Annotated in this window: 10 protein-coding genes; 7 read left to right on the forward strand and 3 right to left on the reverse strand. The window is 67.5% G+C overall.

Translation table 11 applies throughout. The annotated features are described in order from the left end of the window. Positions 1-193: 193 nt before the first annotated feature. The 4 genes from A5622_RS17535 to A5622_RS17550 are packed head-to-tail and all read left to right on the forward strand — an operon-like array spanning position 194 to position 3753. Positions 194-1663, forward strand: a complete 1470-nt coding sequence (locus A5622_RS17535; protein WP_066863963.1) for an aldehyde dehydrogenase — start codon at positions 194-196, stop codon at positions 1661-1663. 29 nt (positions 1664-1692) lie between these two features. After that, positions 1693-2442, forward strand: a complete 750-nt coding sequence (locus A5622_RS17540; protein ID WP_066880269.1) for an SDR family oxidoreductase — start codon at positions 1693-1695, stop codon at positions 2440-2442. 16 nt (positions 2443-2458) lie between these two features. Then, positions 2459-3316, forward strand: a complete 858-nt coding sequence (locus A5622_RS17545) for an NAD(P)-dependent oxidoreductase (RefSeq protein WP_066880271.1) — start codon at positions 2459-2461, stop codon at positions 3314-3316. Then, positions 3316-3753 carry a carboxymuconolactone decarboxylase family protein gene (locus A5622_RS17550; RefSeq protein ID WP_066863955.1) on the forward strand — a complete coding sequence of 146 codons (438 nt, stop codon included), beginning with the start codon at positions 3316-3318 and terminating at the stop codon, positions 3751-3753. The genes A5622_RS17545 and A5622_RS17550 overlap by 1 nt, the downstream gene beginning before the upstream one ends. Here the strand turns inward: A5622_RS17550 and A5622_RS17555 are convergent. Then, complete coding sequence (locus A5622_RS17555; protein ID WP_082994619.1) at positions 3750-7073, reverse strand: LuxR C-terminal-related transcriptional regulator; 3324 nt, start codon at positions 7071-7073, stop codon at positions 3750-3752. The two genes, A5622_RS17550 and A5622_RS17555, sit on opposite strands and share 4 nt — an antisense overlap. A gap of 140 nt (positions 7074-7213) precedes the next feature. Between A5622_RS17555 and A5622_RS17560 the strand changes: the two genes are divergently transcribed. Continuing rightward, on the forward strand, positions 7214-8449 hold the full coding sequence (locus A5622_RS17560; RefSeq protein WP_082984595.1) for a serine hydrolase domain-containing protein: 1236 nt from the start codon (positions 7214-7216) through the stop codon (positions 8447-8449). Here the strand turns inward: A5622_RS17560 and A5622_RS17565 are convergent. Next, positions 8437-9531 carry an aldo/keto reductase gene (locus tag A5622_RS17565; protein WP_066880273.1) on the reverse strand — a complete coding sequence of 365 codons (1095 nt, stop codon included), beginning with the start codon at positions 9529-9531 and terminating at the stop codon, positions 8437-8439. The two genes, A5622_RS17560 and A5622_RS17565, sit on opposite strands and share 13 nt — an antisense overlap. Positions 9532-9604: 73 nt before the next feature. Here A5622_RS17565 and A5622_RS17570 point away from each other — a divergent pair, with 73 nt between their 5' ends. Both A5622_RS17570 and purD read left to right on the forward strand, forming a co-directional pair. Continuing rightward, a complete protein-coding gene (locus A5622_RS17570) occupies positions 9605-10012 on the forward strand; it encodes a MarR family winged helix-turn-helix transcriptional regulator (RefSeq protein ID WP_066880275.1) in 408 nt (135 codons plus the stop codon). A gap of 43 nt (positions 10013-10055) precedes the next feature. Continuing rightward, a complete protein-coding gene (purD, locus tag A5622_RS17575; protein ID WP_066863946.1) occupies positions 10056-11324 on the forward strand; it encodes a phosphoribosylamine--glycine ligase in 1269 nt (422 codons plus the stop codon). Here the strand turns inward: purD and A5622_RS17580 are convergent. Further along, on the reverse strand, positions 11321-11522 hold a 202-nt coding region (locus tag A5622_RS17580; RefSeq protein WP_197508041.1), incomplete at its 5' end, for a gamma-glutamyltransferase. The genes purD and A5622_RS17580 overlap by 4 nt on opposite strands.

The raw sequence follows: 11522 nt of genomic DNA on the forward strand, positions 1-11522 counted from the left end.
TCGGATCGGCGCGAGGCAACCCCGCAGCCGAAATACGCAGCGTAATACCCATTTCAACCCTCTCGGCGAGGGATGCCCGAGATCGGCTCTTGCACCGCCGACGGCCTGGCGGCTATGGTTCGATCGGACAATATCGGACAGCTGTCCACTAGATTGGCGTGCCGGGTTGGCCGCACACAGACGGGAGCGGGACATGGCCTTATTGGCCGACGGCGTGAGTGAACTGTTCATCGACGGCAAGCTGTCGGCCGGCAGCGCCGGCAACTTCCCCACGGTGAACCCGGCGACCGAGGAAGTGCTGGGCGTCGCCGCAAACGCGGACGCCGGCGACCTGGACCGCGCGATCGACGCCGCGCGGCGCGCCTTCGACGAGACCGACTGGTCCCGCAACACCGAATTGCGGGTGCGCTGCATCCGGCAGCTGCGCGACGCGATGCGCGACCACATCGAAGAGTTGCGCGACATCACCATCGCCGAGGTCGGCGCCCCGCGGATGCTCACTTCGGCCGCGCAACTGGAGGGACCGGTCGGTGACCTGAGCTTCGCCGCCGACACCGCCGAGTCCTACGAGTGGAACCAAGACCTCGGCCAGGCGTCGCCGATGGGCATCCCGACCCGGCGCACGATCGCGCGCGAAGCCGTCGGCGTCGTCGGCGCCATCACGCCGTGGAACTTCCCGCACCAGATCAACCTCGCCAAACTGGGGCCCGCGCTGGCCGCCGGCAACACCGTGGTGCTCAAGCCCGCACCGGACACGCCCTGGTGTGCCGCGGTGCTCGGTGAGATCATCGCCGAACACACCGACTTCCCGCCCGGCGTCGTCAACATCATCACGTCCGACGACCACCGGGTCGGCGCACTGCTCTCGAAAGACCCTCGGGTGGATATGGTTTCATTTACCGGGTCGACCGCGACGGGCCGCAGCGTCATGAGCGACGCCGCCGCCACCATCAAGCGGGTTTTCCTGGAGCTCGGCGGCAAGTCGGCGTTCGTCGTTCTCGAGGATGCCGACCTGGGCGGGGCGTGCTCGATGTCGGCGTTCACCGCGGCCATGCACGCCGGGCAGGGGTGCGCCATCACGACGCGGCTGGTGGTGCCGCGAGCCCGCTACGACGAGGCCGTCGCGATCGCGGCGGGCACCATGGGCTCGATCAAGCCCGGCGACCCCAACGACTCCGGAACCGTTTGCGGGCCGGTGATTTCGGCGCGGCAGCGGGAGCGGGTGCAAAGCTACCTCGACCTGGCGATCGCCGAGGGCGGGACGTTCGCCTGCGGCGGCGGCCGCCCGGCGGACAAGGACCGCGGCTTCTTCATCGAACCGACCGTGATCGCCGGCCTGACCAACGACGCCCGGCCTGCCCGTGAGGAGATTTTCGGACCGGTGCTCACCGTGATCGCCTACGACGGCGAAGACGATGCGCTGCGCATCGCGAACGACTCGCCATACGGCCTGTCCGGCACCGTGTTCAGCGCCGACCCGGAACGCGCGGCCAACTTCGCGTCGCGGATGCGGGTAGGCACCGTCAATGTCAACGGCGGTGTCTGGTACTCCGCCGACGCGCCGTTCGGCGGATACAAGCAATCCGGTAACGGCCGTGAAATGGGCGTGGCCGGCTTCGAGGAATACCTGGAAGTCAAAACCATCGCCACCGCTGTGCAGTGACCGCGCCATTAGGCGACCGAGAGGAAAACATGCGATTCGAGAACAAAGTCGGCATCGTCACCGGGTCCGGTGGCGGCATCGGGCAGGCGTACGCCGAGGCGCTGGCCCGCGAGGGCGCGGCGGTGGTGGTCGCCGACATCAACGCCGAAGCCGCCGATGCGGTCGCCAAACAGATTGTCGCCGACGGTGGAACGGCCATCAGCATTCCGGTCGACGTGTCCGACCCGGCGTCGGCCAAGGAGATGGCCGACCGCACGCTCGCGGAATTCGGCGGCATCGACTATCTGGTCAACAACGCCGCGATCTTCGGTGGCATGAAGCTGGACTTCCTGCTCACCATCGATCCTGAGTACTACCGCAAGTTCATGAGCGTGAACCTGGACGGCGCGCTGTGGTGCACGCGCGCGGTGTACAAGAAGATGGCCAAGCGTGGCGGCGGCGCGATCGTCAACCAATCATCCACCGCCGCATGGCTTTACGCGAACTACTACGGCCTGGCCAAGGTCGGAATCAACGGCCTGACCCAGCAGCTGTCCCGCGAACTGGGTGGCCAGAAGATCCGGATCAACGCGATCGCCCCCGGCCCCATCGACACCGAGGCCAATCGGACCACCACCCCGAAGGAGATGGTCGACGACATCGTCAAGGGCCTGCCGCTGTCGCGGATGGGCACGCCCGAGGACCTGGTCGGCATGTGCCTGTTCCTGCTCTCCGACGAGGCCTCGTGGATCACAGGACAGATCTTCAATGTCGACGGCGGACAGATAATCCGGTCGTGACGGGAGGCGATGCCAGATGACTGATCAGCTGAAGCTTGGCTACATCGGCCTGGGCAACATGGGCGCGCCGATGGCCACCAAGATGACCGAATGGCCGGGCGGAATAACGGTTTACGACATCCGGACCGAGGCGATGACCCCGCTGGTGGAAAAGGGCGCCGGCCTGGCCGACAGCGTCGCCGACGTCGCGGGCGCCGACCTCATCCACATCACCGTCCTCAACGACGCCCAGGTGCGCGAGGTGGTCGGCGAGCTGGCCGCGCACGCCAAGCCCGGCACCGTCATCGCGATCCACTCGACCATCAGCGACACCACGGCCGTCGAGCTCGCCGCCGAGCACAAGCCGCACGGCATCCATATCGTCGACGCGCCGGTCAGCGGTGGCGCGGCCGCCGCGGCGAAGGGTGAACTCGCCACCATGGTGGGCGCCGAGCGGGAGGTGTACGAGCGGATCAAGCCGGCCTTCAAACATTGGGCATCGGTGGTCATCCACGCCGGTGAGCCCGGGGCGGGCACCCGAATGAAGCTGGCCCGCAACATGTTGACGTTCACCTCGTACGCCGCGGCCTGCGAGGCCATGAAACTCGCCGAGGCCGCCGGCCTGGACCTGCAGGCGCTGGGCCGGGTGGTGCGCCACACCGACGCGCTGACCAGCGGCCCGGGTGCGATCATCGTCCGCGGCAACATGAAAGACCTTGAACCGGACAACTTCTTGTACCAGTCCTTCCTGCACGCCCGCGAGCTGGGGGAGAAGGACCTGAGCCTGGCGTTGGCTCTCGGCGAATCGGTGTCGGTCGATCTGCCGCTCGCCCAGCTGGCCTACCAGCGGTTGGCCGCGGGCCTCGGGGTACCACACACGGAGAAAGAGGCGTAATGGACGAGCTGCGCAGCAAGGGCCTCGCGAAGATGAACGAGGTCTACGGCTGGGAGATGCCGAACATCGAGGGCGACGCGTACTTCGACCTGACCGTCGACCACCTGTTCGGCAACATCTGGACGCGACCGGGATTGTCGATGCGCGACAAGCGCATCATGACGCTGACCGCGGTGACCGCGATCGGGAACCGCGACCTGGCCGAGATCCAGATCAACGCCGCGCTTCTCAACGGCGAGCTCACCGAGAACGAGCTCAAGGAGATGGCGGTCTTCCTCACCCACTACCTCGGCTTCCCGCTGGGTTCGGCGCTCAACGGCGCCGTCGACGCCGTGGTGGCCAAACGCAAGAAGGCCGCGGCGAAGGGCGCCGGGGAGGACAAGAAGGGCAACGTCGACGCCGCGCTGAAGATGCACTCGGGCAACAAGGACGACTAAGCGTGGCGTGAAGCCTCTTGTGCAAGTTGCACTCTCGAGCTGATACCCAGCTTGGAGTAGACGTGGCTCAGATGCGTCTGCACCGTTCGCGCGGACACGAACAGCCGGCCGGCGATGGCTTTGTTCGGCAGCCCCTCGCTGACCAGCCTCACCACGTTGATTTCGGCGGGGGTCAGTGAATCCCATCCCGTTGCCGGTCGCTTGCGCTCGCCGCGCCCGCGTTGCGCGTAAGCGATCGCCTCCTCGATCGACAGCGCCGCGCCCTCGGCCCATGCCGCGCGGAAGTCGTTCTCGCCCATGACCTTGCGCAGCGCTGCCACCGACGTGTCATAGGCGGCGTTGTAGATCTTGAAGCGCACATACCCGGTGCGGCCGCGAACCGCATCTGCGGCGCCGAAGAGGCGACCGGCTTCTCGGTTCGCCCCGGCGCTCGCCGCAAGGATGGCCAGGCATTCGAGGACGTCGGGGACCACGTAATACCCCTTCAGGTCCCCGGCGCCGGTGAGCGCATCACGCGCATCACGCGCCGCCTGCTCAACATCGTTTTGCGCGATCGCGATTCGCGCCCGCTTTGCCAGCGCAAGCAGCAGGTGCATGCCGGGGGCTACCGTGACGGCGTCGTCGGCCAAGCGGCGGGCCACCGTCAGGTCACCCCGCGCGAGGGCAACGTCCGCGAGTGGGATGACGTTCACCGCGGCCAGTTCGGGTTGGGCCTTCATGCGCTCCCACGCCGCCTCGCCGGCGGCGGCCGCTGCTTCCACGTCGCCCGCGGCCAGGTTTGCCACCGCCAGCGCGGCATAGGCGAAGCCCTGATTGAACGCGCTGAAATCCGCGGCGGCTTCGACCGCCGCGGTGGCCGCGGCCCTGGCCTCGTCCGGGTCGCCCGCGAAGGCGAGATAGTGGCCCAGGCTGACGAGGCTTGACATCCGCCATGTTTCGTCGTGCGCCGCCTCGGCCTCCGCGACCAGGGCCCGGAATTGCGCTACGGCTCCGGTGAGATCGGCTTCCCACTGCTGCGCCAAGCCAATACACCACCGGCACGCGCGGGAGGTGTAGCCATCACCGATCGCGTCGGCGATGTCACGCCCTTCTTCGCCGGCCGCACGCGCCGCGATCGCGTCACCCTTGCCGGTAACCGCGGCGAACGCTTGGAACGCCAGGATTTGGCTCAGGCTCCTGTCATCGCCCACGGCGCGGGCCAGTCCGAGCGCTTCGTCAAAGTACGAACTGGCAGCAGCCGCGTCAAAGGCGGCGATGATGCCGCAACCGGCGAGCGCGCGAACCAGCAGCGCCGGATCGTCGATCTCGCGGGCGAGTGCCAGGGCCTCCAATGCCTTGTCCATGTTGTCGTGAATGGTCTGCGCGCCCTCGAGAGTGGCGTTATCTGCAAGCGCGCGGGCGCGGACGGCAGGCGGCACCTCCGCGTTGCGCGCCGCCGCGTCGGCGAGCGCCGCTTCGAACCAGGCCGTCCCCTCCCGAACACGGCCGCGAGTGGTCCAAAGCGGTTGCAACGCCGATGCGAGGCGCAGCGCCTCGGAGATCTCGCCACTCTCGCGGCACCACGCGAACGCTGCGCGCAGATTGTCCATCTCTGTTGCCGCGCGCTCGACCCTGCTCTGATAGCCGGTGCGGCCGGGCTCGTCGAGCAGCGCGGCCATTGAGGTGTAGTGGTCGCGGTGGCGCGCGCGCACGGCGTCGGCTTCGCCGGACTCGCCGAGCTTTTCCAGCGCGTACTGACGAACCGTCTCCAGCATCCGGTATCGGGTTCCGAAGCCGCCGTCTTCTACCGCAATGAGCGATTTGTCGATGAGCAGCGTGAGCTGGTCGAGAATTTGGTAGCTCTCGACGTCGCTGTCACCGCAAACCTGTTGTGCTGCATCGAGTTCGAAACCGCCGTGGAATACGGCTGCCCGGCGGAACAGGACGCGTTCCGGCTCGGTCAACAGAGCGTGCGACCAGTCGACGGACGCCCGCAGCGTCTGCTGGCGGCGCACGGCGGTGCGCGCGCCGCCGGTCAGCAGGCGGAAACGGTCGTGCAGGCTGTCGAGGATCTGCGCCAATGACAGCGCGCGGACCCGCGCGGCCGCCAACTCGATCGCCAAGGGTATGCCGTCGAGGCGCTCGCAGATCTCCGCTACGGTGGCAGAGTTCTGTTCGGTCACAACGAAATCAGGCCGCACTTGGTGCGCGCGGTCGATGAACAACGTGATCGCCTCGTCAGTCAGCGACAGGGAGGGCACCCCCCAGGCGACTTCGCCGACCACCCGGATCGGCTCGCGGCTCGTGGCGAGAACAGTCACTTGGGGGCACGCCCCCAGCAGCGCCTCGGTCAGCGTGGCGCACGCGTCGATCAGGTGCTCGCAGTTGTCCAAGACGACGAGGATGCGCCGCCCGCCGATGGCCCGGGTAACCGTGTTCATCGTCGAAAGCCCTGATTGGTCTGGCAGCCCCAACGCCCGCGTCACGGCGACCGGTACGACGGCGGGATCGGTGATCGGCGCCAGATCGACGTACCACACGCCGTCGGTGAACTCGGTGTCCATCCGGTCCGCGATCTGTACTGCTAGACGCGTCTTGCCCACACCGCCCGCGCCGGTCAGCGTCACCAACCGGTTGCCCACGACGATTTCCCGCACGGCCTCGATTTCCGCGCCGCGTCCGACGAAACTCGTGAACTGCGCCGGAAGGTGTTGTTTCCCAGCGCTTTTCGATGCGCGAAGCGGTGGGAAGTCGTTGTGCAGGTCGGCGTGGCAGAGCTGCGTTACGCGTTCGGGCCGGGGCAGATCCCGCAATGGGTGCGTGCCGAGGTCGAGCAGCCACGCTTGGGTGCCAACCGCGTCGGCGAGCAGGTCGGCTGTGGTCGCCGACAGCACCGTCTGGCCCCCATGGGCGAGATCGCGCAGCCGTGCCGCGCGGTTGATGGTCGGCCCGATGTAGTTTGCTTCGTCGCGCAGTTGCACTTCGCCGGTGTGCAGTCCGATCCGCAGACGGATCGGCGTCAGCGGTGTGCGCTGCAACTGCAGAGCAAAGGCGGCGGCGTCGCTGGCACGGGCGAAGGCGACCACGAAGCTGTCGCCCTCGCCCTGCTCCACCGGGCGCACCCCGCTGTGCCGGGCAACCAGGTCCGATACCGCCCGATCCAACCGTGCGATCGCGGCGCTCATCTGCTCGGGCTGGGTCTGCCAGAGCCGCGTCGAGCCCTCGACGTCTGCGAGCAGCAACGTCACCGTTCCGGTCGGGAGCTCGGTTACGCCCAAGTCGCTCCAGTTCAATGGTGGCGTGTCCACGCGTTGGTCCGTCTCAGCCATGTTAGCCAGCATGAGCTGGTTGGAGGCGGCAAACATCGGCACAAAGACGTAGAAAGCCACTCGGTCGTCCGCCCGCGCGCCTAGGCCCTTTGGCGGATGTTCCTTCACTCGCCGCGATCCATAGTGAGGTCACCAACGAATGGAGGCGACACATGAACAGCCAGGCAAGTCTTGCCGCAAACCATGCCGGAATCGATGCCCACTTCACCACGGGCGTATTACATGGCCACTACGACAGCCGCTTCGAGGATCTCGTCGCCGCGCTGGCTGACGAGGTCACCACAGGTGGCGAGTTGGGCGCCGCCATCGCTGTCGATATCGGCGGCGAGCTCGTGGTCGACATCTGGGGCGGGTATGCCGATCGAGCGAAAACCCGGGAATGGTCTCACGACACAATCGTCAACGTCTTCTCCAGCACCAAGAATGTGACTGCGCTGGCGGCGCTGATGCTGATCGACCGCGGCCTGCTCGACCCGTTCGCCCCCGTCGCCAAGTACTGGCCCGAGTTCGCCGCCAACGGCAAGGAGCGCATCGAGGTGCGCCACGTCCTCAGTCACACCTCGGGGGTGTCCGGGTGGGAGATGCCTTTCAGCCTCGAGGACATTTACGACTGGGACAAGTCCACGTCGCAACTCGCCGCCCAGGCGCCGTGGTGGCCGCCGGGGACCGCCTCGGGCTACCACGCGATCACCATCGGTCACCTCGTCGGTGAACTCGTCCGCCGCGTCACCGGTTCGACGCTGAAAAACTTTGTGCGCGAGCAGATCAGCGGACCGCTCGGCGCCGATTTTCAGATCGGTGCTCGGCCCGAGGATGACGAGCGCATCGCCGAGCTCGTTCCGCCACCGCCGCTGGACGTGCCCCTCGACGCGGTGCCCGACGACCATCCGATGCGCAAGACGTTCGCCGCCGTGCCACCCACCTCAGCGGCCGCGCTGGCCGCGGAGACCACCGCATGGCGCCGCGCGGAGATCGGCTCGGCCAACGGGCATGGCAACGCCCGCTCGTTGGTGCGCTCATTGTCGCCGATCTCGTTGGGCGGCAGCGTAAACGGCGTGCGGCTGCTTAGGCCCGAGACGATCGACCTGATCTTCGAGGAGCAGGCCAACTGCACCGACCTGGTGCTGGCCATGCCCGCACGATGGGGCATCGGCTTCGCGCTACCGCATCGGGAGGCGGTGCCGGACATGCCCGATGAACGAGTCTGCTACTGGGGCGGCTGGGGCGGCTCAATGGCGGTCATGAATCCCTACTGCCGCACCACATTCGCCTACGTCATGAACAAGATGGGGCAAGTCACTCCAGCCGGAACGGAGCGGACCAGGATGTACACCCGCCTGATCTATCAGGCACTTTCGATGACCTCGTCGCCGATTCAGTACGGCTGAACGCCTTCGGGCATCACGTATTCCGAGATCGGCGCGGTGACCCCGTTGACGGTCGTTCCGCCGTTGATGATGCCCGGAGCCATCTCCAGCATGTTGTGCGGGAAGCCGAAGCTCGGCTTGGTCAGGGCGTCGAGCCGGGCCAGCTCGTCGGCGCCGAGGGTCACGTCGACGGCGCGGACGTTGTCCTCGAGCTGGGAGAGCCGGCGCGCGCCGATGATGACGGACGAGACGGCACGCTGTGCGCGCACCCAGGCCAGCGCGACGCTGGCGACGTTGGTCTCGTGTGCCTTCGCGATGGCCTCGAGTTCGTCGATGACGGCGTAGGTCTTCTCGTTGAGGAAGGCGTCGACCAGGGCGCCGCGGTCGGCGTTGTGCCGGCCGCTGTTGGCTCGGGTGTACTTACCGCTCAGCACGCCGCTCTTCAGCGGCGACCACGGGGTGATGCCGAGCCCGAATTCGGCCGCCATCGGCACCAGGTCCTGTTCGATGGCGCGCTCCAGCAGCGAGTACTCGACCTGCAGCCCGACGAACGCAGACCAGCCGCGGAAACCGGCGATCAGGTTGGCCTGGGCGATCTTCCACGCCGGGGTGTCCGAGACGCCGATGTAGCGCACCTTGCCGGCCCGGACGAGGTCCTCGAGCGCCGCCATCGTCTCCTCGATGGGGGTGTTGGCGTCCCAGATGTGCAGCCAGTACAGGTCGATGTAGTCGGTTTGCAAGCGCCGCAACGAGTTATCGCAGGCGTTGATCAGCGACTTGCGGCCCGAGCCGCCGCCGTTGGGATCACCCGGATACAGGTTGCCGCTGAACTTGGTCGCGATCACCAGCCGATCGCGACGGGCGGGGTGGCGCCCGACGTGGTCGCCGATGATCTTCTCGGAGTGGCTCCGGGTGTAGAAGTTGGCGGTGTCGATGAAGTTGCCGCCGAGTTCGAGGTAGCGGTCGATGATCTGTTGGGACTCTTCCACACTGGTGCCCCAGCCCAGGTCTTCGCCGAATGTCATCGCGCCCAGGCACAAGGGGCTGACGCGCAGACCGGATCGCCCGAGTGTCACATATTCATCCAGCGGCATGCTGCCCACTTCCTGGTAAGTTGTTCGACCATGCGGTTGTTCAAAACAAAACTAGTTCATACCTGAACGATCTGGCAAGTCGATGTCTGCGGTCGATGCGGCCAAGATCTGGTCACTGAACTACCGGGTGCTGCTCTCGGTCATCTCGTGCGCCGAGGCCGACATCTGCGCGCTGGGCCTCGAGTCCAAGGAACTCTTCCTGCTCGCCGAGATCGACGAGCACCCCTACCCGGCCGCGCTGGCGGCGGCGTTGAGCATGCCCAAGGCGACGGTGACGCTGTACCTGAAGCGGCTCGAGGCGGCGGGCTTCGTGCGTCGCGAGATCGACCCGTCCGATCTGCGCCGGCACCGGCTGCTGCTCACCCCGGCCGGGCGTCAGGCGGCCAAACACGGCCTGAGATTGCTCTCCGACGAGTTCGACAAGCGCCTCGGGCGCCTCACCGCCGCACAGCGCAACGACCTCAAGGCGCTGCTCGAGAAAATCCTTTAGAGACTGTGGGTGCGCGCCGCAGCACCAGCTAGTCTGACGTGTCGTGCGTGTCCTGGTGATTGGTTCCGGTGCCCGTGAGCATGCGTTGCTGCTGGCGCTTCGCAAAGATCCCCAGGTCACGGGGTTAGCGGTCGCTCCCGGCAACGCCGGCACCGCGCGGCTGGCCGACCAGCACGAGGTCGATATCACCTCGGCGGACGACGTCGTCGCCCTGGCGCGCGAGGTCCGCGCCGACCTGGTGGTCATCGGTCCCGAGGTGCCGCTGGTGCTCGGGGTGGCCGACGCGGTGCGAGCCGCCGGCATTGTCTGCTTCGGCCCCAGCAAGGACGCCGCCCGCATCGAAGGCTCCAAGGCCTTCGCCAAGGAGGTCATGGCCGCGGCTGGGGTGCGCACCGCAACCAGCGAAATCGTCGATAACCCGGCGCATTTAGACGCTGCCCTGCAGCGGTTCGGCCCGCCGGCGGGGGATGCGGCCTGGGTGGTCAAGGACGACCGCCTGGCGGCGGGCAAGGGCGTGGTGGTGACCGCGGATCGCGCCGTCGCCCGCGCGCACGCCGCCGGGCTCCTCGAGGCGGGACACCCGGTGCTGCTGGAGTCCTATCTGGACGGCCCGGAGGTGTCGCTGTTCTGCGTGGTCGACGGCGAAACCGTGGTGCCGCTGCTGCCGGCGCAGGATTTCAAGCGCGTCGGCGATGGCGACACCGGGCCCAACACCGGCGGGATGGGCGCCTACGCCCCGGTGCCGTGGCTGCCCGACGAGGTGTACCGCGACGTCGTCAGCAACATCGTCGAACCCGTTGCGGCGGAGATGGTTGCGCGCGGCAGCGCGTTCAGCGGATTGCTGTATGCCGGGCTCGCGATCACCTCCAACGGCCCCGCGGTGGTCGAATTCAACTGCCGCTTCGGCGATCCCGAGACGCAGGCGGTGCTAGCCCTGCTCGAATCACCGCTCGGCCAGTTGTTGTACGCGGCCGGCAGCGGCAACTTGGCGGACTTCGGCGAGCTGCGCTGGCACGACGGCGCCGCCGTGACGGTGGTGGTGGCGGCGGAGAGCTACCCCGGCCGTCCGCGGGTGGGTGACGTGATCGTCGGCTCGGAAGCCGACGGGGTGCTGCACGCCGGGACGGCCCGGCGCGACGACGGGGAAATCGTCTCCTCGGGTGGCCGGGTGCTGTCGGTGGTGGGCACCGGCGCGGACCTGGCCGCCGCGCGATCCATGGCCTACGAAGTCGTTCGTTCGATCCGGTTGCCGGGCAGTCATTTCCGCAGCGACATCGCCCAGCTGGCCGCCGAGGGCAAGATCCGCGTCTAGAAGGCGGCGGCCTGACCGTCCCGACGCGGATCGCTGGCCGCGACATAGCCGCCGTCGAGGCGCCAGATCGCCTGGCAGCTGCCGAATTGGTTGTAGTCGTCGACGGCGACCAGGTCGTGCCCGCGGCGGCGCAACTCGTCGAGCGTTGCGACCGGGAACCCCGTTTCGCAGCTGACCTGCATGCCCTCCACCCACCGG

Origin of the sequence: Mycobacterium sp. 1245801.1 (genome assembly GCF_001673055.1) — a bacterium.
GTDB classification, from domain to species: domain Bacteria; phylum Actinomycetota; class Actinomycetes; order Mycobacteriales; family Mycobacteriaceae; genus Mycobacterium; species Mycobacterium europaeum_A.

Coding starts and splice junctions, on each gene's coding strand:
- A5622_RS17560 (WP_082984595.1), top strand. CDS start 7,214: ATGAACAGCCAGGCAAGTCTTGCCGCAAACCATGCCGGAATCGATGCC.
- A5622_RS17540 (WP_066880269.1), top strand. CDS start 1,693: ATGCGATTCGAGAACAAAGTCGGCATCGTCACCGGGTCCGGTGGCGGC.
- A5622_RS17545 (WP_066880271.1), top strand. CDS start 2,459: ATGACTGATCAGCTGAAGCTTGGCTACATCGGCCTGGGCAACATGGGC.
- A5622_RS17570 (WP_066880275.1), top strand. CDS start 9,605: ATGTCTGCGGTCGATGCGGCCAAGATCTGGTCACTGAACTACCGGGTG.
- A5622_RS17535 (WP_066863963.1), top strand. CDS start 194: ATGGCCTTATTGGCCGACGGCGTGAGTGAACTGTTCATCGACGGCAAG.
- A5622_RS17550 (WP_066863955.1), top strand. CDS start 3,316: ATGGACGAGCTGCGCAGCAAGGGCCTCGCGAAGATGAACGAGGTCTAC.
- A5622_RS17555 (WP_082994619.1), bottom strand. CDS start 7,073: ATGCTGGCTAACATGGCTGAGACGGACCAACGCGTGGACACGCCACCA.